This window comes from Streptomyces caeruleatus (assembly GCF_001514235.1).
Lineage (GTDB): Bacteria > Actinomycetota > Actinomycetes > Streptomycetales > Streptomycetaceae > Streptomyces > Streptomyces caeruleatus.
In genome coordinates this window covers 1-21,101 of sequence record NZ_KQ948944.1, presented here as the reverse complement: position 1 = coordinate 21,101, position 21,101 = coordinate 1, and the positions used below count along the sequence as shown (strand labels likewise).

At 67.8% G+C, this 21,101-nt stretch carries 19 protein-coding genes and 3 pseudogenes; 16 read left to right on the top strand and 6 right to left on the bottom strand.

Going from position 1 to position 21,101, the window contains the following annotated elements; all coding sequences use genetic code 11:
* Nucleotides 1-281: 281 nt before the first annotated feature.
* Nucleotides 282-425: a hypothetical protein gene (locus tag AQJ67_RS48020; RefSeq protein ID WP_159058917.1), complete on the bottom strand. Its 144-nt coding sequence runs from the start codon at nucleotides 423-425 to the stop codon at nucleotides 282-284.
* 104 nt (nucleotides 426-529) lie between these two features.
* Here AQJ67_RS48020 and AQJ67_RS50880 point away from each other — a divergent pair, with 104 nt between their 5' ends.
* The gene (locus AQJ67_RS50880; protein ID WP_425264222.1) at nucleotides 530-907 is read left to right on the top strand and encodes a LuxR C-terminal-related transcriptional regulator; all 378 of its coding nucleotides are present in this window, start codon (nucleotides 530-532) and stop codon (nucleotides 905-907) included.
* A gap of 213 nt (nucleotides 908-1,120) precedes the next feature.
* Here AQJ67_RS50880 and AQJ67_RS46290 read toward each other — a convergent pair.
* From AQJ67_RS46290 to AQJ67_RS40225, 4 genes and pseudogenes are all read right to left on the bottom strand, one after another.
* Nucleotides 1,121-1,868: pseudogene (locus tag AQJ67_RS46290) on the bottom strand (flavodoxin-dependent (E)-4-hydroxy-3-methylbut-2-enyl-diphosphate synthase); the annotation flags it as partial.
* Between the two features lie 160 nt (nucleotides 1,869-2,028).
* Nucleotides 2,029-2,211: pseudogene (locus tag AQJ67_RS49905) on the bottom strand (hypothetical protein); the annotation flags it as partial.
* A gap of 24 nt (nucleotides 2,212-2,235) precedes the next feature.
* Nucleotides 2,236-2,531: pseudogene (locus tag AQJ67_RS50875) on the bottom strand (1-deoxy-D-xylulose-5-phosphate synthase N-terminal domain-containing protein); the annotation flags it as partial.
* A 299-nt stretch (nucleotides 2,532-2,830) separates the two neighbouring features.
* Nucleotides 2,831-3,505, bottom strand: coding sequence for a 4-hydroxy-3-methylbut-2-enyl diphosphate reductase (locus AQJ67_RS40225; protein WP_244190767.1), 675 nt, complete (start codon nucleotides 3,503-3,505; stop codon nucleotides 2,831-2,833).
* Between the two features lie 568 nt (nucleotides 3,506-4,073).
* Here AQJ67_RS40225 and AQJ67_RS40220 point away from each other — a divergent pair.
* Complete coding sequence (locus tag AQJ67_RS40220; protein WP_244190759.1) at nucleotides 4,074-4,982, top strand: methyltransferase domain-containing protein; 909 nt, start codon at nucleotides 4,074-4,076, stop codon at nucleotides 4,980-4,982.
* Nucleotides 4,983-5,113: 131 nt separating this feature from the next.
* Nucleotides 5,114-5,938 carry a methyltransferase domain-containing protein gene (locus AQJ67_RS40215; protein WP_167366251.1) on the top strand — a complete coding sequence of 275 codons (825 nt, stop codon included), beginning with the start codon at nucleotides 5,114-5,116 and terminating at the stop codon, nucleotides 5,936-5,938.
* Between the two features lie 148 nt (nucleotides 5,939-6,086).
* Here the strand turns inward: AQJ67_RS40215 and AQJ67_RS40210 are convergent, their stop codons facing one another.
* A complete protein-coding gene (locus tag AQJ67_RS40210) occupies nucleotides 6,087-7,388 on the bottom strand; it encodes a cytochrome P450 (RefSeq protein WP_244190758.1) in 1,302 nt (433 codons plus the stop codon).
* Between the two features lie 572 nt (nucleotides 7,389-7,960).
* On the opposite strand from AQJ67_RS40210, the gene AQJ67_RS40205 reads away from it, so the two are divergent.
* The 13 genes from AQJ67_RS40205 (at nucleotide 7,961) to AQJ67_RS40145 (ending at nucleotide 21,018) form a co-directional block, all read left to right on the top strand.
* The gene (locus tag AQJ67_RS40205) at nucleotides 7,961-8,797 is read left to right on the top strand and encodes a polyprenyl synthetase family protein (RefSeq protein WP_208615130.1); all 837 of its coding nucleotides are present in this window, start codon (nucleotides 7,961-7,963) and stop codon (nucleotides 8,795-8,797) included.
* A 138-nt stretch (nucleotides 8,798-8,935) separates the two neighbouring features.
* Entirely contained in the window at nucleotides 8,936-10,090 is a 1,155-nt protein-coding gene (locus AQJ67_RS40200) for a cytochrome P450 (protein ID WP_244190757.1), read from the top strand.
* Nucleotides 10,091-10,100: 10 nt separating this feature from the next.
* Entirely contained in the window at nucleotides 10,101-10,997 is an 897-nt protein-coding gene (locus tag AQJ67_RS40195; RefSeq protein WP_062724466.1) for a 4-hydroxybenzoate octaprenyltransferase, read from the top strand.
* Nucleotides 10,994-11,836 carry an arylamine N-acetyltransferase family protein gene (locus tag AQJ67_RS40190; protein WP_244190756.1) on the top strand — a complete coding sequence of 281 codons (843 nt, stop codon included), beginning with the start codon at nucleotides 10,994-10,996 and terminating at the stop codon, nucleotides 11,834-11,836. Before AQJ67_RS40195 ends, AQJ67_RS40190 begins: the two co-directional genes overlap by 4 nt.
* Nucleotides 11,836-14,028 (top strand): aminodeoxychorismate synthase component I, encoded by a 2,193-nt coding sequence (pabB, locus tag AQJ67_RS40185; protein ID WP_063807417.1) that lies wholly within the window; start codon nucleotides 11,836-11,838, stop codon nucleotides 14,026-14,028. The genes AQJ67_RS40190 and pabB overlap by 1 nt, the downstream gene beginning before the upstream one ends.
* An 8-nt stretch (nucleotides 14,029-14,036) precedes the next feature.
* On the top strand, nucleotides 14,037-14,882 hold the full coding sequence (locus AQJ67_RS40180; protein ID WP_062724464.1) for an aminotransferase class IV: 846 nt from the start codon (nucleotides 14,037-14,039) through the stop codon (nucleotides 14,880-14,882).
* Nucleotides 14,866-15,792, top strand: coding sequence for an AurF N-oxygenase family protein (locus tag AQJ67_RS40175; protein WP_062724463.1), 927 nt, complete (start codon nucleotides 14,866-14,868; stop codon nucleotides 15,790-15,792). The genes AQJ67_RS40180 and AQJ67_RS40175 overlap by 17 nt, the downstream gene beginning before the upstream one ends.
* A 94-nt stretch (nucleotides 15,793-15,886) precedes the next feature.
* Nucleotides 15,887-16,687, top strand: coding sequence for a hypothetical protein (locus AQJ67_RS40170; protein WP_062724462.1), 801 nt, complete (start codon nucleotides 15,887-15,889; stop codon nucleotides 16,685-16,687).
* A gap of 26 nt (nucleotides 16,688-16,713) precedes the next feature.
* On the top strand, nucleotides 16,714-17,508 hold the full coding sequence (locus AQJ67_RS40165) for a hypothetical protein (RefSeq protein WP_062724461.1): 795 nt from the start codon (nucleotides 16,714-16,716) through the stop codon (nucleotides 17,506-17,508).
* Between the two features lie 278 nt (nucleotides 17,509-17,786).
* Nucleotides 17,787-18,152 carry a hypothetical protein gene (locus AQJ67_RS40160; protein WP_159058916.1) on the top strand — a complete coding sequence of 122 codons (366 nt, stop codon included), beginning with the start codon at nucleotides 17,787-17,789 and terminating at the stop codon, nucleotides 18,150-18,152.
* Nucleotides 18,153-18,282: 130 nt separating this feature from the next.
* On the top strand, nucleotides 18,283-19,605 hold the full coding sequence (locus tag AQJ67_RS40155; RefSeq protein WP_062724459.1) for a UDP-glucose dehydrogenase family protein: 1,323 nt from the start codon (nucleotides 18,283-18,285) through the stop codon (nucleotides 19,603-19,605).
* A gap of 12 nt (nucleotides 19,606-19,617) precedes the next feature.
* On the top strand, nucleotides 19,618-20,079 hold the full coding sequence (locus AQJ67_RS40150; RefSeq protein ID WP_062724458.1) for a GNAT family N-acetyltransferase: 462 nt from the start codon (nucleotides 19,618-19,620) through the stop codon (nucleotides 20,077-20,079).
* Nucleotides 20,080-20,172: 93 nt separating this feature from the next.
* Nucleotides 20,173-21,018, top strand: a complete 846-nt coding sequence (locus AQJ67_RS40145; protein ID WP_062724457.1) for an SDR family oxidoreductase — start codon at nucleotides 20,173-20,175, stop codon at nucleotides 21,016-21,018.
* The last annotated feature ends 83 nt before the right edge of the window (nucleotides 21,019-21,101 follow it).

Genomic DNA, 21,101 nt, shown 5'->3' with positions numbered 1-21,101 from the left:
GCGAGCACAGCGCCGCGGCGAGCTCCCAAGCCGGATTCCGCTGAGATATAGGGCGCGGTGTGTCCGCGTTCGCTCCGCCCACGCTGGGGTGTCGGCCGTCGACGTGGGCTTCGGCGCCGATCTGCTGGTGCGGGCGGGCTTCGTGGCGTGCGCGGTGATCGACATGATTTTCCGCCTGACCTCGCGGCGCGCGACCCAGCTGTGCGGAAAGCCGAGCGGCCACTTCCTGTGGCGACTTGAGTGTCTCGCTTCCAGTCCGCCGAATCGTTTCTTCCCGTCCGTCACAGGTAGCTGCGCACCGAGATCGACGCGGCGCGCATGGCCACGCGGATGTCGTCGAGGACTTTGGCGGCGAGCTCGCCACGAGTCGGGGTGAGCGTGGGTGCCATCAGCCGGGCCGCCCCCAGCTCAGCAGGCAACACCATTCCCCGGCGCCGTCAATACAGGTCGGAGTTCCGCAAAATTTGGAGGGAATTCCGAGGTCGGCGAAAATTGACGGGCTGCAGGGCCGCGAGAGTGACAAGAGTGAATGATCCACTTAGAATTTTATTCCAGTACTTCTCGCTCTGCATTTCTCCGTTGCGGTCCTGGCTCAGTCGGCCGTACGGAATGGATGGGTGCCATGGATAAGGATCAGAACGGCTCCGAAGTCTGCCAGCCGGTCGATGGTTTGGTTCTCAGCTCAGTCCAGGCCAGGATCCTGGAGGGTGTCGCGGCCGGCTTCTCCAGTGGGCGACTCTCGAGAGAGCTGTACCTCAGTTCGAAGACCATCGACTATCACGTCCGCGTCATGTCCCACAAGTTGCAAGCGACGAATCGTGTCGCGTTGGTTTCGAGAGCGTTCGTACTGCAGGTTCTGCGAACGGACTCGTGGCCCCCGCGCATTTCGCCTGAGACTGTGGATTGACGCTCAGTGGTTGGCGAGATCGTAATCCGTACGCTCATGAGTGAACTGCATTTCGAATGCTGTTTCCCAGGTGTTTGCTTTGTCTCGCTCCTTCTGGTCAGGCCGGAGGCCAGGCGCCGGCCGGCCATGAGTGCGCGGACCACACCGTGACCTGTGACGAGCCGGTCTCCATGAAGGTATTGCCGGCAGCTGCACCGATGTCGGCCTCGCGTGCCTCACCTGGTCGCAGGACGGGCACGACATGATGTCCAGTTCCTCTGGCCGCACCCCGAGCGACTCCAGGATCTGCCTGCCCGCCTGGACCTCCCCGACCGGTGGTACGGACAGCGCGACGCGGATGGTGCCGTCGATGCCCCCGCGAGCAGCACGCCGAACGCGACCGCGGACTTGACACGTCCTGGAACCGGGGGCCTTTTCGCCCAAAGAGCACTCCCACAGCGCCGACTCCACCAGCGCTTCCGGGGTGACGCCGCCGTGCAGCAACCACTTGCCCAGCGTCCCGGCGTACACGCCGATCCGGGTCGGGATGCCCGTGTCCTTGGCCGCACGGGCGAATCGCGCCGACCTGGTCGTCGAGCTGGCGGATGTTGCCCGGCTTGACCCGTACCGCGGCGCAGCCGGCGTCGATGGCGGTGAACACGTACTTCGGCAGGAAGCGGACGTCAGCGACCACCGGGATGCCCGACTTGCGGGCGAATCGCAGGCGTGGCGCCGCGTCGTCCGCCGACGGGACGGCGACATGCACGAGCTCACAGCCCGTCGCGGTGAGTTCGACGCTCGGCTGCAGCGTGGCGTCGATGTCGGCGGTGGACGTGATGGTCATCGACAGCACCGACACCGGGGCGACGCCGCCAACCGGCACTGTGCCCACCATGATCTGGGGGGAGGTCCGCCCCGTGGCCACCGAGAGCGGGACCTTGTCCTTGCGGGGCAAGGGCATTCCCCAATCGACGGTCGTCAATGTTCCTCCCCTGAGCGAACCGGCCAGGTGCCGGGATGTCGATGCCTGCCCACGCCGGTGCGGCGTCGAGGCCGGGCAGAGGCTCCACCGCGATCCTGGTGATGTTCTGCGCGACCAGCCCGCAGACGGTCAGTAGCTCGGCCCTGGAGGCGTGGCTGAGTAACCGCCTCGGGATGCCGAACTCGCGCAGCGGGGTGTCGATGTCGGCGGTCCGCAGAGCCTGGGTGATCGCGGAACCGGCACCACCCGCGCGGCCGTTGTCCTGAACCGTGATCGCGTGCCGGTGGCGCCGGGCCAGGTCGGCCGGCGCGGGATTGACCCCGGTGCCCCACCTCGGGTCCACCACCGTCACCCCGATGCCCTGTGCGACGAGCGGTCGCTCCGGCCCGGCCGCGATGTTGTCGAGCGCCTCCCATGCCATGCCGCCGGTCATCGCGCCGTCGCCAGTGATCGCGACGGTCGCGCGGCCATGAGGATCTTGTGCACGTAGGACTCGTGCCCGATGCCCCACAGCAACCGGTCCCGCGGGGACTCGAACACCGTGTGGAACGCCATGGTCAGCTCGACCACACCCAGGTTGGGCCCGAGGTGTCTCCCGGTCGCGGAGATCCGCTCGATCAGGAACGTGCGGATCTCCCAGGCGAGGTCGCGGAGGGCCGGCACCGGTGGTCAGCTCACGTAGCCTCGCCGGGTCGCGCATGGATTCCAGCAGCGCCATGTCGAACAGTGCTCCTCACTGGGTGTGGTAGGGGCCGCTCTCTCGGTAGGTTCGGGCCGACTGCCCGGCGCGATGCCGATTCGGTCGACGGCCTCGTCTGCTGGCTGACGCCTGGAAGGAACCTCACGGCTTGTCGTGGCCGCGACCGGTCGGACAGGTCGGAACGACGCGGCTCACCGCCCACGCGCTGCCAACGAAGCCCGTGCCGTCGCCATCAGCGACACGGGAGCCCGGTCTCGATAGGTCACAGCACGTCCGTCCCTCCGGTCAGCCGCGCGGGCGGGGAGAACACGACGTCCTCGGTCGCCACCCGTTGCACGGATGGGTCCGCGAAACCCAGTTCGGCGAGCCGGTCGAGCAGTTGGTCGACGAGGATCTCCGGCGCGCTCGCCCCTGCGCTCACGCCGACCGTGTTCACGCCGGCCAGCCACGTGGGGTCGAAGTGGGTCACGTCCGGCACCAGTTCGGCCCTGCCGCCGAGCCTGCGCGCCACCTCGACCATCCGGATCGACTTGCTGGAGTTGGTCGAACCGACCACCAGCACCAGGTCGCACCGGTCCACGATGGCCCTGATGCCGTCCTGGCGATTCTGGCTGGCGTAACAGATGTCGTCTGTGGCGGGCCCGCGCAGGCCGGTGAACCTGCGCTGGAGCACGGTGATGATGTCCCGGGTCTCGTCCACTGAGAGCGTGGTCTGGGTGAGGTAGGCGACCGGTGCGTCGGGGGGAAGGTCCAGTGCCTTCGCGTCGGCGACCGTCTCGACGATGACCGTCCGGTCGGGAGCGTGTCCGTACCTGCCCTCGACCTCCTCGTGGTACGCGTGTCCGAGCAGCAGCAACGTCCGCCCGTCGCGGGCGAACCGGCGGGCCTCCTGGTACACCTTGGCCACCAGTGGGCAGGTCGCGTCGATCACGTCCAGCCCGCGAGCCTCCGCGTTCTGCCGTACCTGCGGGGAGACACCGTGCGCCGAGTAGACACACAGCCAGTTCGATGATGGCTATCGCCCGGCGTACACCGGCACACAGACTCCGCGGCTCGGCCAGCAGGACCTGCTTACCGCCAGTCATTCCCACTCCGTTCCGTGCCATGACGTCCGCGTCGAACGCCTGGCCCGCGTCGCTGTACAGGACCTCCCCGCCGGTCACTGGAAACCGAGTTCTTCTCGGGCAGCCTCGTCCGCCGTTGGTGCCGGCCGGCCTCATAACCGGCCTCGAATTCGACCTCGGTACCACCCGGCGGCTACCACTCCGCGGCGTAGTCTAATCCAGACCTTACGCTGTGTTCTTTGGGGTTTTTCCTAAAGTCGAAGATGCTCACACTGCGTCGTTGACACGCCCTGGGGCGCCCTCCCAGGATGGAGTCCGATAGCTGCCACCTATTTTCGATGTGACTCGACATTCCGGATCGTGCGGGCGGCTCTCCATTTCCAACTACCAGCAGGCGATTCGCCACAATTTCGTCGGCATCCGAGCCCTGGAGGAATGGCTGTGTCAAATCTGGATGAACTTTCAAGCTCATCTCAAAAGGTGCTGGAGCATCAGGACGAGACGCGATTGGTCGGTCAGTACTACGACGACAAAACGGCCAGGCTTGTTCGCAAATACGGGCCCGGACCCCGGATTCACTATCATGTCGGCCACTACCCCTCCTCCCGAACGCCAGTGGACGTTCACGAGGCGACGCCCGATGACATTCGGCGCAGCATACGACTCCACCAAGAGGGGTTGCTCAGGTACGCGGCCAAGATCTGGGGCGCCGAACACCGGCTGTCGGGGAGAATCCTGGATGTCGGCTGCGGGTTGGGCGGCGGCTCGCTCTTCTGGGCACAGGAATACGGCGCCGACGTCACGGCCGTCACCAACGCGCCGGAACACGCGCCGATCGTCGAGAGGTTCGCGCAGGAATCCGGTGTGGGCGAGAAGGTCCGCACGCTGGTCTGTGATGCGATGCATCTCCCCCTGGACGGCCCCTACGACGCGGCGGTGGCGATCGAGAGCAGCGGATATTTCAACCGTCCGCAGTGGTTCGAGCGTCTGGCGCGCGTGATTCGTCCGGGCGGCAGTGTCTGCATCGAGGAAGTGTTCATCACACGTCCTCACGGGGCCGATGTGTGGTCCGAGTACTTCTACACGAAACCGGCCACGGTGCGCGACTACGCGGAAGCCGCGCGGGCCGCGGGTTTCGAGCTGGTCGACGACGTCGACGCCACGTCGGAAACCGCGCCGTTCTGGGAGGAGAGCACCGCCTGGACGAAGGCGGTGCTGGACAGTGACAACAGCCTTTCGGCAGTCGAGCGCCGGCAGCTGAGGATATCCCTGATGGCGAACCAGGCGCTCGGCGCCGAATGGCGAGCGGGAGGCTTGCGGCTGGGTTTCCTGCGCTTCGAACTGAAGTGAGCGAAGAAGCAGATCACGTAAGGCGCTCGGCTGGCTTTGCCCAGTCGGGCGCAGCGGCTTTCCGCCCGCCTTCGCCCACCGTCGCCGACGTCGCGCCACCTTCACTCTTCACCACGAGTACGGAGATCCTCATGACGCAGTTTCCCGCTCCCAGCGACGTCGCCGGCGTGTACGACGGGTTCGGTCGCATCTACCGCACCGTGTGGGGCCCGAACATCCACTATGGCTACTGGGAAAACGATGCCGACGACAGTTCCATCGAGGAAGCCACACACCGCCTGACCGACCTGATGATCTCAGGTCTCGCTGCGCAGTCCGACGAGCGGGTCCTGGACATCGGCTGCGGCATAGGAAATCCCGCGCTGCGGCTCATCAGCGCTTGTGATGTCAACGTGGTGGGCATCTCCGTCAGCCACGACCAGGTGGCGCAGGCCACGAAACGTGCGGCCGCGGCGGGGCTCGCCGACCGGGCCACGTTCCAGTTCGCGGACGCGATGGACATGCCCTTCCCCGACGGCTCGTTCGACGCGGCCTGGGCGCTGGAGTCGATGTGGCACATGCCCGACCGCAGCCATGTGCTCGCCGAGACCGCCCGCGTCCTGCGCCCCGGCGGCCGGCTCGCCATCGCCGACGTCATCCAGCGCGGCCCGGTCAGCCCTGAGGGACGCGTGGTCCTGGACCACATCTGCGAGAACTACGCGGTGCACTCCTTGGGCACTGTGGACGAATACCGGATGGCGTTGGCCGCCAACGGTTTCGTCGACGTAGAGATCCGTGACATCACCGACAACGTCATCCGTACCCTCACACTCATGGCGGACGCCTTTGAGACCGTCCACGACAAGCTGGCCGATCTGGTCGGCGAGGAAAAGGCCACCTCGCTCATCGACTTCGTGCGTAGGTTCGGGGCCATCCCGGAGAGCGGCTACCTCTTCCTCACCGCGGTCCGCGCATGACGTCGGCGGCGTCCCCGGCCCCATCATTCCGACAAGCCGAAACGGCCCGCCAGTTGAACTGGCGGGCCGTTTCGGCTTGTCGGGGCCGGTCGGCATACAGATCTGCGGAACCGGGGGTCCTCGCACTCGATGCCGTCCGACGAGTGAGTCAAGTGAGCTCTGCGGGGGCCAACGTGTCGCCCAGATCTCCCGACGACCGCCCGGCCACCCGTCTCCGCTGCCGCACCCGCAATTCGCTCAACGCCCGCAGTGGGAACACCGGCCGGTGACATGGCGGCGGCCCCGGTGCCAGAGTCAGATCCGGCATCCTGGCGGCGAGGGCCTGTATCGCGACCTCCAGTTCCATGCGGGCGAATCCAGCTCCGAGGCAGAAATGGATGCCATGCCCGAACGCGAGATGCGAGGCGGACTCACTGCCCGGACTGAACCCGGCCGGACACGCGTGGGCGCGACTGTCCCGGCCGGCAGCTCCGTACAGCAGAAGCAGTCGGCTCCCCGCGGCCAGGTGGACGTCGCCGACCACCACGTCATGCAGCGCGGTCCGGTACATCCCGGCCAGCGGACTGTCGATCCGCAGTCCCTCCTCGACGAGGTCCCGTGGGGCGATCGTCCCGTCGACCACCTCGGCCCAGCCGCCGGGTGCCTGAAGCTGCTGGTAGAAGATCGTGCCGAGTGCCTCCGCGCAGGTCATGTGTCCCGCGAAGACGAGCGTGGGGATCTGGACAGAAACCTCGTCGGCGGTGAGCGTCCGGCCTGCCTTGCCGTCGTGGAGCAGTTCACTGATCAGGTCGTCCTGCGGTGAGACAAGCCGCTCCTGCGCGAGCGAGCGGGCGAACGCTCCGAATTCCATCAGACCACGGGCGTATTCACGCAGCGGGTCGGGATCGGTGTAGCTCTGCAACATCATGAGTTCGATGCGCTGCTCGGACCACGTGCGGAGGCGGTCGAGGTACTCGTCCGGAATCCCGAGGCGCCGGCAGATCACCTCAAGGGCGTACGGAACGGCGAATGCCGTGATGAAGTCGAACTCCGCCGCGACCGCGGTCCGTTCGGCGAGGTCGGCGGCGATCGAACGGACCGTGGGTTCGAACGCCCGGACCCTGGCCGGCGTGAACCCGACGTTGAGTACTTCCCTGATCCTGGTGTGCTCGGGAGGGTCGAGCGAGCCGACGGCCAGAGCACCGGCACCGCGCCAGGTACGGAGCATCCGGCTCACGTCCTCGGGCAACTCGACCGAGGAGCGGGGGTTGTGGTCGCGTGCCGAGAAGTTCCGGTCGTCTCGCAGCACGGCAACCATGTCCTCGCGCCGAGTGACGCACCACGCGTTGAGCAATGGGGCATAGAACACCGGCTCAGTGATGTCGGCCAGAAACGAATAAGGGTCGTCGCGGTGTGCGTCGTACGGGTCGAATGGCCTGCCTTCATGTAATTGGCCAGAACCAACTGACATAGCCATTCCGCCTCTCAGGCATTCATTCCAGTCCCCCCGGAGAGCGCGGCTAATAGCCGGACTCGAATTCGGCCTCGTACCGCCCGGTGGCAACCACTCCGCAGCGTAGTCTAATCCAGACCTCACGCTGTGTTCTTTGGGGTTTTTCCTAAAGACGAAGACGCTCACGTTGCGTCGTTGACACGCTCAGGAGAGGTCGTTCAGGATGGCGGTCGGAACGCTTGGGAAAATTCCGATGCATCGCTCCGGACCTACAGCTCGAGCGACATATTCAGCGCAGTGAGTTTCAGTAGTGCAACTCGCGAACCCCATACGCGCAGGTTCTGACGAGGAATGGGGAAGGCGTGCGACCGGAGGAGAATCTGGATGAGCGCACTCGACTCCTCGTCGACGGGGCTCCAAGCCGTCCTGCCGCCGAGGACGGTGCAGTCCACGGTGATACCCGTCATACGGCAGCAGGTCTCCGCTCTGGAGCCGACCCTGCCCGGATCTGCTCGTACCATCTTGGCTTCACCGACGAACACGGTGCCCCCAGCGGTGCGGAGGGCGGCAAGCAGACCCGCGCCGCCCTCATGCTGGCTGCGGCTGACGGAGTCGGCCTGGGGCCGGAGGATGTGCGGTGCCAGGCGGCCGCACTGGAACTGCTGCACAACTCGACCCTGATCCACGACGACATCATCGACGCGGACGAGCTGCGCCGCGGCCGCCCGGCCGCGTGGAAGGTGTTCGGCACCAGTCTGGCCATCCTGGCCGGGGACGCCTTGCAGGCGCTGGCACTGCGGATGGTCGTCGACGACCAGGGCCCAGGCCGTGCGGAGATCTCCAGCGTGTTCGCCGAAGCCATCGGTCTCGTTCTCGCGGGCCAGTCCCGTGAGTTCACCGTCCGACTGGGGCCGGGCACCGGCATCGCGGAGTACGACAGAATCGTGGAGGAGAAGACGTCCGCGCTGCTGGAGTGCGCGCTGGTGACGCCCGCGGTGCGGGCGGGCAGACCGGAGCACGTCCTGGCAGCCCTCTGTGGCGCAGGCAGGCATCTGGGTCTCGCTTTTCAGATCTGCAACGACATCGAGGACATCTGGGGCGACCCCGTAGTGACCGGCAAGCCCGCCCGGAGCGACATCCTGCGGCGCAACCCGAGCTTTCCGGTGCTGGCGGCCCTGTCCGCCGACAGCCCGGCCGGCGAACGACTGAGCCGGCTGTGGCACGCCGACGGCACCACGGCGGCGCATCTGCAGGAGATGGCCGACCTCGTCGAGGAATCCGGCGGCCGGCGCACGGCCGAGCAGCTGGCCCGCAGCCATCTGGACTCGGCGCTGGAGCACCTCGGACGAGCCGAGTTGTCCTCGGCCGCGTCCACCGACCTGACCGCGCTGTTCGACCGCATCGTCCATCGCAGGCCCACCGCGTGACCAGGACTTAGGACCCAGGACTCAGGACTCAGGACTCAGGACTCAGGACCCGATCAACCTGTGGCTGCGCGACATTCTGCTCACCGCATGTCTGAACCTCGATCACGGCGGAGGCCGTCAGTGAGTACCCCAGCTCAATTGCCGTTCGAGCAGACGAACGTGCTGCGACTCGCGCCAGGGCTGCGCACGCTCCAAGCCCAGGGCGCGGTCCATCGGGTTCGTACTGCCGAGGGCGACGAGGCGTGGCTGGTCACCGGTCATGCCTGGGTGAGGCAGTTGCTCGACGACGACCGGCTCAGCCGCTCCCATCCCGATCCGAAGGCCGCGCAGAAGGACAGCGGGTCGGCGCTTCTCGCCGGCCTGCTGGGCGGCTTCGCCACCGACCACGCCCGGTTGCGTGCCCTGTTGGAGCCGCACTTCTCACCCGAGAGGATGCTGGCCCTGCGGCCCTACGTCGAGAAACTGACCGGGCAGCTCCTGGACGCACTGGCCGGGCAGAAGCCGCCGGTTGACCTGCGCGAGGCGTTGGCGCTGCCGCTGCCGATCCAGGTGATGTGCGAGTGGCTGGGCGTGCCCCAGGAGGACAAGGACCGGTTCGGCGGCTGGACCCAGGACGCGGCGGGCGTCGGGGATCCGGCCAGGTCCAAGCAGGGGCTGGGCGAACTGTTCGGCTATTGCAGGCGACTCGTCGCCGACAAGCGGCGGAATCCGGGCGATGACGTGATCTCCAGGATCTGCGCGACCGAGGGGATCGAGGACGACGAGGTCCTCGGGCTGACGGCGTTGCTGCTGTTCGGCGGCTTCGAGACCACGGTGGCCCGGATCGGCACCTGTGTGTCGCTGCTGCTGGCCGACCGCGAGCAGTGGCAGGCGTTGCTGCACGACCCGGGTCTCGTCCCCGGTGCTGTCGAGGAGACCCTGCGGATGTCGATGCCGAACCCGCATAACGGTGGCATGCTCCGCTATGCGCTGACGGACTTCGAGGTCGACGGGGTCACCATCCGGGCCGGCGACCGCCTGCTGCTGAATATCATCGCGGCCAACCACGATGAGAGGGTCTTCGCCGACCCTGGCCGGGTCGATGTCACGCGTGACACTGCGGGCAGTCTCGTGTTCGGGTACGGCGCGTACGAGTGCGTCGGCGCGATGCTGGCCCGGATGCAGCTGCAGGTGGTGCTCACCCAGCTCGTCGCGCGATTGCCGACCCTGCGTCTGGCCGTCGGGGTGGAGGAGCTGGGGTTGCGCCACAACACGCTGATCGGCGGGTTGATCCAACTTCCGGTGACATGGTGATCGGATCCTGATGCTGCACAAGATATCGACAGGCGTCGTCTCGAAGAGCCCGAACTCGGTCCGCGCGTATCTCCTGCTGATGCGTCTGGACAGGCCCACGGGGTACGTGCTCTATCTGCTTCCAGGGTTATGGGCTGCCGTCCTGGCATCCGATCGACGACCGGGCCTCCTGGCGGTCGTGGTTCTGGCAGTCGCCGCGGTGCTGGTGCGCGGTGCGGCCTGCGCGGTGAACGACGTGATCGACAAGGACGTCGACGCCCGTGTCGCCCGCACCGTGTCGCGTCCTGTCGCGTCGGGGACGATCAGCGTCGGGAACGCACTGCTGTTCGCCGCCGCGCAGGCCGTGGTCGCACTGCTGGTCCTGTCGGTGGCGAACGTGGAGACAGCTCTGGTCGCGGCGGTCTCGTACCCGCTGATCGTCGCGTACCCCTATATGAAGCGTATCTTCGCCTGGCCCTCCGCGTTCCTGGCGCTGGTCATGAGCGTCTACGTGCTGATCGGCTGGACGGCGGCGACCGGGAGCTTCGACTACCCGCTCGCGGTGTACGGCCTGTACGCCTGCGGGGCCTTCTGGACCCTGATCCACGACGCGATCTACTCCCATCAGGACAAGGAGTACGACCGCAACATCGGTGTCAGGTCTTCCGCCCTGCTGTTCGGCACGGCCACCAAGGCGTGGCTGGCGGTGTTCATGGTGGCCGGCGTCGGCGGTGTGCTGTGGGCCGGTTCCCGGACGTCGATGGAGTGGGCGTTCTACCTGATCGTCGTGCTCGCGGGAGTCTTTCTGTCCTATCTGCTCGTACGTGTGGACCTGGATGATCCGAAGTCGTGCTGGGACGCCTTCGTCGCCAACACCTACTTCGGCTGGATCGTTCTCGCGGCACTGCTCGCCGGGCAGTTCGCATGAACGACGAGCTGACGGATTCGATGTGGCAGGGGAGCGGCGTCGACCTGGACGCCTACCTGAGCCGCGTGGGCTACCTGGGCGACGTCGCTCCGGACCTCGCCACGCTGCGGGGCCTGCACGCCGCCCACGTCGACGCGATCGCCTTCGACAACCTCGACGCGCTGCTCGGGCGCACGGCGGTGCCGCTGGACCTGGACAGCGTCCAGGAGAAGATCGTGCGGCGGGGGCGCGGCGGCTGGTGCCTGGAACAGGTCGTGCTGATGGCGGCCGTGCTGGACCGCATCGGGTTCACGTTCACGGCGTTCGCCGGCAGGACGCGGATCCGCACCGGGAGCAGGTTCGGGCCTGCGCTGCACGTGGCCCTGTGCGTGGAGCTCGACGGCGAACGCTGGCTCTTCGACGTGAGTTTCGGCGCATACGGGCCGCACGCCCCTATCCGCCTCGCCGAGAACTCCCGGCTTGAGGGTGATTGGCCCTTTGACCTGGTGCGGGAACCGAATGGTGAACACGTACTGCGGTTCCTGCGGCCCGAGGGGCCGGCAGAGCTCTACGGTTTCACCACCGACGCGCGCTATCCGTCGGACTTCGAGCTCCTCAACCACTTCTGCCTGACGCATCCGCGTTCGCCGTTCAACCACCGGATGGTCCTCCAGCGCACACGGCCCGAAGTGAGGCACCTCCTCGCCGGCAGCACTCTCACGGAAATACGTCCCGCAGAGCCGGCGATCGTCCGGGAACTCGATGTGGAGGAGATGCTCTCCGCTCCCGAGGAGATCTTCGGGATCACCTTGGCACCGGACGACGTCCAGACGCTCTGGAAAATATCGGACGGTCCATGATGCGTACCTTGCTGCTGGACAATTATGACTCGTACACCTTCAACCTGTACCAGTTGATCGCCGACATCAACGGCCAGGAGCCCGTCGTCATGGTCAACGACGATCCGATGTTGTCCAGCCTGCGGCTGGAGAACTTCGACAACATCGTGGTCTCACCCGGCCCTGGACGGCCGCAGAACCCTCGCGACGTCGGTCTTCTCGGCGACCTGCTGCGCCGCACCACGCTTCCCGTGCTGGGCGTCTGCTTCGGCCATCAGATGATCGCGCAGCTGGCCGGAGCGTCGGTGGTCGCCGCGCCTGAACCGAAACACGGGCACCTCGCCAAGGTCTCCCACGAGGGAGATCCCCTGTTCGCCGGAATTCCGCGTGAATTCGTCGCGGTTCGTTACCACTCGCTGTGCGTGCCGGAGCCCCTGCCCGAGGAACTCGTCGCCACCGCGTGGGCGGACGACGGCGTGCTCATGGCGTTGCGTCACCGTGATCTGCCGCAGTGGGGTGTGCAGTTCCACCCCGAGTCGATCGCTTCCCAGTACGGGCGTGAGATCCTGCAGAATTTCGCCGAGCTGACCCGCCGGACGCAGCACGGACAACGGCCGTCCGTCACGGTCACCGACACCGACACCGACACCGACACCGACACCGACACCGACACCGACACCGACACCGACACCGACACCGACACCGACACCGATACCGATACCGATACCGACCCCGCAGTGTCCGACGACACGCCCGGCGCGGTCGAGGGACTGGGAATCATCAGCACGGTCGTGTCGACCGCTGCCGATTCCGAGAGCATTTTTCTCGAGCTCTTCGACAACATCCCGTACTGCTTCTGGCTGGACAGCAGCCGGGTGGAGGAAGGCCTGTCCCGGTTCTCGTTCCTCGGCGACACGTCAGGTCCGCTCAGCGAGGTTCTGACCTACCGCACCGGCAGCGGGACAGTGGAAGTGCGCGATGCGAACGGCGTCCATATCGTCACCGGCAGCGTGTTCGACGTCCTCCAACAGCGGCTGCGCGAACGGCGCGTCCCCGACTCGGACCTGCCCTTCGACCTGACCGGCGGCTATGTCGGCTACTTCGGCTACGAACTCAAGGCCGAGTGCGGGGCCACGGCACGCCACACCGCCGAGACGCCGGACGCCATGTGGATGTTCGCTGATCGCGTCATCGCGGTCGACCACCAGGAGGGACTGACCTACCTGGTGGCCGTCCATGACGAGAAGACCCGGCGCGACGCGCAGGAGTGGGTGGAACGGACGTCCGCGCTTCTGATGGGTCTGAACCCGGCCGACGCCGAGCCGCCGCGCGAGCCTGCCGCCGGCCCGCCCCCGAGTGCCGAGGAGTACCTGGGCCGCGGCCGGAGCCAGTACTTGGCGGACATCGCGGAGTGCCGACGGCAGTTGTACCGGGGCGAGAGTTACGAGATCTGTCTGACGAACACGTTGCACATGCCGTTCCGTGACGACGGCACTTCCTTCTACTTGAGGCTGCGCCGGGTGAACCCGGCGCCGTACGCCGCGCTCCTGCGCCTCGGCGATGTCACGGTCTTCAGTTCCTCGCCGGAGCGGTTCCTGCGTATCGAGAGGGACCGTACGGTCACCAGCAAGCCGATCAAGGGGACAGCCCCGCGCGACGCCGACCCGGTGCGCGACGCCGAACTGGCTGCCACGCTCGCCTCCAGTGCCAAGACTCAGGCCGAGAACCTGATGATTGTCGACCTGTTGCGCAACGACCTGGGCCGGGTGTGTGAGGTGGGCAGTGTCGAGGTCGACCCGTACCTGGCCGTCGAGAGCTACGAGACCGTGCACCAACTGGTCTCCACTGTTCGGGGGCGGCTCCATGACGGGGTCGGCGCGGTGGACTGCGTCCGGCAGTGCTTTCCCGGCGGGTCGATGACCGGGGCGCCGAAGCTGCGCACCATGGAGATCATCGACCGCCTGGAGACGGAGGCCCGGGGTGTGTACTCGGGTGCCCTTGGCTACTTCGGTCTCTGCGGCGGCACGGACCTGAGCATCGTGATCCGCACCGCGGTCCGCGTCGGTGACCGGTTGACCATTGGTGCCGGCGGGGCGATCGTGCTCGGCTCCGACCCGCATGAAGAGTACGAGGAGATGCTGCTCAAGGCGGCGGCGTCGCTCCGCGCCTGGCGTGCGCCGACGGTGTCGGACGCGGGAAGCCTCCGACGATGAACCCAGCGATGAGCACAGCGACCGGCCAGGGCGTCCGCCGGTGGTGGGACGCCGATGGCGGCTGGTCGACGGCCGACGCCGCCGGGACGGTGCTGGTCATCGACTCCTGGCTCGTGGAGGAGGGGCGGGTGCGGGGACTCGACCGGCACGCCGAACGCTTCACTTCGGCCTGCGACCGGTTCTGCGGACCGGGAGCGGAGGTGACGGACCGGTTCCTTCGCTCGGCCGCCGAGGCGTTGCCCGCGCGAGGCCGATGGTTTCCTCGCGTCGAACTCGTGGGGACCGGGTCGGGAACGCGGCTGCGGATGTGGCTGCGCCCCGCGCCACCGCGCGCGGCGACCGTGCGGTTGTGGACCGCGGCGGGATCCGACCGCCGTCGGCTGCCGGCCGTCAAGGGCGCCGACCTGGACCACCTTGCTTCCCTGCGGGCTGCCGCGGCTGCGGCGGGAGCCGACGAGGCGCTGCTGGTCTCGCCGCAAGGGCACGTGGTCGAGGGGGCGTCCACGAGCATCGTCTGGTGGCGGGGCGACACGCTGTGCGGGCCACCGCCCGGCCCCGGTCTGCTCCCCGGGATCACCCGTGCCCTGCTCGGAGAGCTCGCCGGTACGGCAGGGCACCGGGTCGTCACCGAGCAGGCCACCGTGCCGGATCTCGCCGGCGTGCCCGTCTGGACGCTGAACGCCCTGCACGGCATCCGGCCGGTCATCGAGGGGCTGGGCCGGTTCCTGGACACGGACGCCGCAGTGGCCGGGTTCTGGCAGTCGCGCCTGGCCGCGCTCGCCGTTCCGGCCGGCGTCTCCCTGATTCCTGTGGTGAACCCACGAAGGAGGTTTCTTGATGGTCGCGGCACGTGAAGTGCCCGAGTACGAGCGTGACTTGCTGGTGCAGCTGACGCTCCGCTGGGGGAAGCGAGTGGCCGTCAAGAAGGACGAGCTCGACCTCGACGGTCACTTCGACGCGGCGCTGCCGGACTTCCCCGAACACCTCGTCCCGGTGCTGGGCCTGCCGGGTGCCGACCGGCTCGACCGGGACGCTCGCTCGCGCATCCTGTCCGCGGCGTGGATCGCCTACAACGCCAAGACCGCGGCCATCGAGGACGAGATCATCCTGCCGGCCTGCCGGTTGATGCTCCAGGAACGGATCCCCGTCCGCCGCGACGACATCGCCGTCGACGCGCTGCACCAGACGATCATCGATGAGCACTATCACATCCTGATGTGCCACAACGCCGTCGGCGTCACCCGCAGGCGGCGCGACCTGGCGGACGTGCGGTTCGCGCCGGGCGGCTGGTCGGTCGTCCAGGGACTGGCCGCGGCCCGCGCCGGGTTGTCCGGGTTCGACCGCGACATCGTCGGCATCGCGTTCTCGCTGGCCGCCGAGACGACGATCAGCGGGTTCCTCTCCGCACTGGCCACCGCCCAGGAGATCCAGCCGATGAACCGGATCACCACCGATCTGCACCGGCGGGACGAGAGCGGACACGCGGTGGTGTTCCGCGAGTTGTGCGGCTCGCTCTACCGGAACCTGGACGGCGCACAGCAGCGGACGTTCCGCGAAGCACTGGTCAGCGGGCTGACCGCGTTCCGCTCCGCGGACCTGGATCCCTGGGTGACTGTGGCGGCCCAGGGCGGCTTCGGGATCGACACCGGTCAGCTGAGCGAGTGGGCCGCGTCGCGTCCCGTGCCCGCGCGGGACACCGGGCCGTTGCAGCTGCTGCTCGACGACCTGGGCATCAGCCGCGACCTCGTCGTGCGAGGAGGTTGATCTCTGTATCCATGATCAGGAGGAGGACCCTGGCGAGGTGCCCGTCGTGCCGTTTCCCGGTGGGGTGTTCAGTGCCCGCTCCTAGGCTGTGGACATGACGTCAGCGAGGCACAAGCGCCTGGTCGGTGAACTCCCGGGCGATCCCGCCCGGTTGCATCTGCACTACGGTCACGGGCATCCCGTGGTGCCCTACGACTTCGAGGACACTCTGGAGTCCTGGTACGTCAAGGTCACCTATGGGATGGCGGGTGACGAGGAGTGGGAGGACGAGGGAAGCCGTGCTCCAGCTGCGGGCACCGAGGTCGGGCATGTGATCCTGTGGCGGCTGCGTGATGACACCGGTGACAGTGGGTGGGAGGCGGCGGATGCCGAGTCTGGTGATCTCGAGGTCATTGCCGCAGCCGTTCTCGGTCGGTCTGGACGCGCGGGCTACAGTGCCGCGTTCGAGAAGGCCGTCACCCATCCTGTCGGTGATCTGCTGATCCTCGACCGTGTCCATCTCGACAGGGCATGGAGGGGCTTCGGGCTGGGACCAATCCTGGTGGCCGAGACGATCCGCCGCCTGTCCGGCGGCTGTTGTGCGGTGGCGGCGTACCCGGCCATGGGCGAATACCCCGAGGACCGCGAGCAGGTCACCGAGGCGTCCCGCCGCCAGGCGAAGAAGAAGATCGCCGCGCTGTGGGAGAGCATCGGCTTCCAGCAGTTCCGCCGCGGGGTCTGGCTCCTGGACACCGCCCTGCGGCAGCCGGAGGAACTCATGCTCGCCCGTCGCGCTGAACTGCACGCGCTCAGCGCGGACTTCCAGCGGTCCGGCCTCTCTCGGAGCGGTCCGGTGGACGCTGTGAACGTCGTGGAAGACGGCAGCGAGGTGTCAGTGGCGCCGCGTACGATCTGACTCTTCCTGCAGGCGCTGCAGCGCAGATGGGAAGGCACACCGACGCGGGGGAGCGGGGCATCGTGGGGGAGCAGCAGCCGACGGACGGGGACATCCAGGACGCGCTGGGGCGGGCACGGCTGCGTCTGACGGAGTTGGGCTTCTTCAAGACGCAGGACGGACTGCGGTGGGCAGCCGCTTACGGGCTGGTCCGGTCCGTGTGGCGCAACGGCCCGATCGAGAACGCGCATGCCTCACGGTCGACCAGTCGGCGCAAGGCATTGCACGACGGGACGATGTTCGCCCGCAACACCTGGCTCACCCGGCAGGCCTTCGACGTTCTGGGCTCCGACGACCAGTTCCGTCCCTACGAGCTGGAGGACCTGGTCCTGGACCGGGACCAGGTCTGGCCGGGATGTGCGGGAACCCTGACGGACTTCGGCTGGGGATTCCTCGGAGACATAAAGAAGCACGCGAAACAGCGCATCGAACTGCTCGCGCACTTCGAGCAGAGGCTGTCGCCGGACGACTTCCTTGTCTTCGCCAGCGCACCTTGGTTCGGGGCCCGCGACGACCACTACGGGATGCCGAGATGGCCTGTCTGCGTGGAAGCGGCGGCGTGCCGCCTGCGTGGCGAGGACGAGGAGTTCTGGCGTGCGGAGGGCGACTGGATGACCCGGATCGGCCCGGCGCCAGCTGCCGTCACCGCGGACCTTGAGGTAACCCGGGAACTGCTGCTGGAGTCGCCGTGGGAACTGGGCGCCGAGAACCTGAACTGGTTCGCCTGGAACCCGATCCTGCGACCACGCTGCACGCAGGGATCTGAAGAGGCCCTGGGCTGATCGTCTCGGGATGTAGTGAACGGCGCGGGATTTCTGCACGGCTGCGTGGTCCGGGTAGCTAGGTTTGTGCTGGTCAGGGATTGGTCTGGTGGATCGTGTCTGTGGCCGAGTGCCGGAGAGAAGCAAGGGTGCGGGCCGGGAGTGGGTCGTCTACGCGCTGGACCGGCAGGTCGATAGCGCCTGCCTGCCGAACTCGCTGTCCGAGCTGCGTGGGCGGTGGCGAGCCCGGTCACCGGGTCCGGCACGATGACGCCGACACGCTGCCCGCGTTGGGCACCATGGCCACCCACCCCCTCATGGCGGCCGCGTGCCTGGGCGTCCTCGACGAGCTGGACGCGATCGACCACTCCGCCTTCGCGGAGCGAGGGGAACACCTCGGGGCGGGCATGCACTCTCCGACCGGTGTCGGGCCGGTGCGGCACGTACGTGGACTGGGCTTCCTCTACGGGGTGGAGGTAACCCCGGGGCAGCTCTGGCCCGTGATGGCGGCCGCGGAGGAACGCGGGGTGTTCTTCTACCCGTTCACCGGAGCCGGAGAGCCCAAGAGCGAGGGGCTGGTCGTGGCGCCCCCGCTTACGTCGACGGACGACGACATCGAGTTCCTGATCGCGGCCCTGTCCGGCGCGCTGGACGCCGTGGGCTGAACCGCCGGCACACGGTCGAACACGTCAACGAACCTCTGAGCGACCCGACTTGGGGCCTGCTCGCCAACCGATAGCGTCGGGGGCACACCGGGTCCGGTGTGCCCCCGACCAGACAAGGAAGACCTGCAAAATGCGTGTTTCCGTGATCGGCTGCGGTCACCTCGGCATCCCGCACGCTGTGGCGATGGCCGAACTCGGCCACGAGGTCATCGGCGTGGACGTCGACCAGAATCGGGTCGATCGACTCAACGCCGGCGAATGCCCCATCTACGAGACCGGCCTGCCGGAACTGCTCACCCGCCACACCGGGAGCGGGCGACTGCGGTTCACCACCGACATCCGCGAGGCGGCCGCATTCGCTGAGTTGCACTTCATCGGCGTCGGCACCCCCATCGACCGCGACGGCCGCTCCTACGACACCGCACAGGTCTACGGCGCGATCCGTCAGCTCGCTCCCCACCTCGACCGGCCGTGCACGATCGTCGGCAACTCCACCGTCACCGTCGGCACCACCACCCAGGTCACCGCCCTCGCCCAGCGCCTGGCGCCCGCTGGCGAACAGGTCGACGTCGTATGGAACCCGGAGTTCCTACGCGAAGGCCACGCCGTCGAGGACACCTTGCACCCCGACCGTCTCATCGCCGGTGTCACCACCGCCGAGGGCGAGAAGGCGATCCGCGCCGTCTACGCCGGGATCATCGACGCAGGCGTGCCGATCTTCGTCACCGACCCGCAGACCGCCGAACTCGCCAAGGGCGCCGCGAACACGTTCCTCGGCCTGAAGATCTCGTACATCAACGCCGTCGCCGACATGTGCGAGGCCGCGGGCGGCGACGTCTCCCAGATCGTGGACATCCTGGGCATCGACCCCCGCATCGGCGCAGGCGGCATGAGGCCCGGCATCGGCTACGGCGGCGGCTGCCTCCCCAAGGACGTCCGCGCCTTCACCGCCTCCGCCCAGCAGCTCGGCGCCGACCAGGCCGCCACCCTCCTGCGCGCCGCCGAGGAGATCAACGAGAACCGCATCAACGTCGCCCTCGGCCTCATCACCCGCGCCCTGGGCGAGCACCCCATCAAGGGCACCCGGATCACCGTGTGGGGAGCCGCTTTCAAGCCCGGCACCAACGACGTACGCGAGTCCCCGGCTCTTGCCCTCTGCCAGACCCTCCAGCAGGCCGGCGGCATCGTCACCGTCCACGACCCGCAGGCCGTACCCACGGCGATGGTCCGCAACCCGGAGCTGGACTACACCGACGACCTGGCCGACTCCCTGGACGGCGCCGAGCTCGTCGTCCTGGCCACCGAATGGTCCGAGTACCGGCAGGCCGACGCTCAGCTTCTCGTGGACCGTCCGGCCAACCCTCTGCTCGTCGACTGCCGCACCACCCTCGACCCCGAGCCCTGGCGCTCGGCCGGCTGGACCGTCCACCAGCTCGGCCGTCCAGGGAAGTAGAACCGGCGCGCCATGAGCAGCGACGACGTCCTCCTGCGCCGCGCCCGCGCCGCCGACGCACATGCCGCAGCCGATGTGTGGCTGCGCTCCTACGCAGCCGCGCTGCCCACCGTGCGCTGCGCTCACGACGACGCCGACGTACGGGACTGGTTCGCCCGGGTGCTTGTGCCCCAGTACGAGACCTGGGTGGCCGTCACGGAGAACAAGGTGCTGGGGCTCCTCGTGCTCAACGGCGGGGAGCTGAAGCAGCTTTACCTCAAACCGGATTGCCGCGGGCGCGGCCTGGGCGACCGCTTCATGTCCCTGGCCAAGCAGCAGAAGCCGGACGGCCTGTCACTGTGGACGTTCCAGATCAACGGCCCGGCCCGCCGCTTCTACCAGCGGCACGGCTTCGTTGAAGTCGAGCGCACCGACGGCCAGCGCAACGACGAGCGCGAACCGGATATCCGCTACATCTGGCAACCCCGGACGTAGCTGCCGCGGCCATACGGCGACGGCGAAGGCGGTCACCTGAACTCCGGGGGTGGCCGCCTTAGCCGTGGGACCCACGAGGCTACGGTGACGCGTATGACAATTCTGATCGTCGGCGGCAGCGGCTTTCTGGGGTCCGAGCTGATCCGGCAGGCGAGAACGGCGGGGCACACGACAGTCGCGACCTACTCGACCCAGCCGGGCGACACCTCCCCAAGCTCGTGGTGCCCCCTCGATCTGCGGGATACGGGGAGCCTGGACGCCGTCTTGGCGGAGGTGAACCCGCGTGTTGTCATCAACGCATCGAGCGGCCGGGCCGACTGGGCGGCCACTGCGGAAGGCCCCGTCCAGCTCGCCATAGTCGCAGCGAAGCGCGGAACCCGCATGGTCCACGTGTCCACCGACGCGGTGTTCTCCGGCACCGGCCGAGTCCACTACGACGAGTCCTGCCTGCCGGACCCCATCACGCCGTACGGCGCGGCCAAGGCCGCCGCGGAAACGGGGGTCCTCGAGGTGCACCCGAAGGCCGTGGTCGCCCGCACGTCGCTGATCATCGGCCACGGGCGTTCTGTACACGAGCGCCTGGTGCACCAACTCGTCACCGGTGCCAGGGACGGTGCCCTGTTCACCGACGACATCCGGTGCCCGGTCCACGTCTCGGACCTTGCGTCCGCGCTGCTGGAACTCGCGTCGAGCGACGCAGCGGGCATCCACCACGTCGCAGGCACCGACGCCCTGAGCCGCCACGAACTCGGCACCCTCATCGCCAGGCGCGACGGCCTCGACGCCTCACGTCTGCCTGCCGGCCTGCGCGCCGACAGCACAGTTCCCGGAGCCCTCGACGTACGCCTCGACAGCCAGGCGACTCAGCGACAACTGCGCACCGCACTGCGCGGCGCCCGGCAGTTCGTGGCCGCGGCCACGACGGCCCGCCTCAAGTAGAGGTGCCTCCGGGCCAGGGCATTCGTTGGCGGACAAGACCTCGTACGAGCCATCGAGGGTGAACCAGACGAGGTGGACGGCCT

Excerpts from the sequence above, each read along its gene's own strand:
- AQJ67_RS40195 (WP_062724466.1), top strand. The coding sequence starts at position 10,101 with ATGCTGCACAAGATATCGACAGGCGTCGTCTCGAAGAGCCCGAACTCG.
- pabB (WP_063807417.1), top strand. The coding sequence starts at position 11,836 with ATGCGTACCTTGCTGCTGGACAATTATGACTCGTACACCTTCAACCTG.
- AQJ67_RS40205 (WP_208615130.1), top strand. The coding sequence starts at position 7,961 with ATGCTGGCTGCGGCTGACGGAGTCGGCCTGGGGCCGGAGGATGTGCGG.
- AQJ67_RS40150 (WP_062724458.1), top strand. The coding sequence starts at position 19,618 with ATGAGCAGCGACGACGTCCTCCTGCGCCGCGCCCGCGCCGCCGACGCA.
- AQJ67_RS50880 (WP_425264222.1), top strand. The coding sequence starts at position 530 with ATGATCCACTTAGAATTTTATTCCAGTACTTCTCGCTCTGCATTTCTC.
- AQJ67_RS40165 (WP_062724461.1), top strand. The coding sequence starts at position 16,714 with ATGGGAAGGCACACCGACGCGGGGGAGCGGGGCATCGTGGGGGAGCAG.
- AQJ67_RS40215 (WP_167366251.1), top strand. The coding sequence starts at position 5,114 with ATGACGCAGTTTCCCGCTCCCAGCGACGTCGCCGGCGTGTACGACGGG.
- AQJ67_RS40175 (WP_062724463.1), top strand. The coding sequence starts at position 14,866 with ATGGTCGCGGCACGTGAAGTGCCCGAGTACGAGCGTGACTTGCTGGTG.
- AQJ67_RS40155 (WP_062724459.1), top strand. The coding sequence starts at position 18,283 with ATGCGTGTTTCCGTGATCGGCTGCGGTCACCTCGGCATCCCGCACGCT.
- AQJ67_RS40190 (WP_244190756.1), top strand. The coding sequence starts at position 10,994 with ATGAACGACGAGCTGACGGATTCGATGTGGCAGGGGAGCGGCGTCGAC.
- AQJ67_RS40180 (WP_062724464.1), top strand. The coding sequence starts at position 14,037 with ATGAGCACAGCGACCGGCCAGGGCGTCCGCCGGTGGTGGGACGCCGAT.
- AQJ67_RS40145 (WP_062724457.1), top strand. The coding sequence starts at position 20,173 with ATGACAATTCTGATCGTCGGCGGCAGCGGCTTTCTGGGGTCCGAGCTG.
- AQJ67_RS48020 (WP_159058917.1), bottom strand. The coding sequence starts at position 425 with ATGGTGTTGCCTGCTGAGCTGGGGGCGGCCCGGCTGATGGCACCCACG.
- AQJ67_RS40170 (WP_062724462.1), top strand. The coding sequence starts at position 15,887 with ATGACGTCAGCGAGGCACAAGCGCCTGGTCGGTGAACTCCCGGGCGAT.
- AQJ67_RS40160 (WP_159058916.1), top strand. The coding sequence starts at position 17,787 with ATGGCCACCCACCCCCTCATGGCGGCCGCGTGCCTGGGCGTCCTCGAC.
- AQJ67_RS40210 (WP_244190758.1), bottom strand. The coding sequence starts at position 7,388 with ATGTCAGTTGGTTCTGGCCAATTACATGAAGGCAGGCCATTCGACCCG.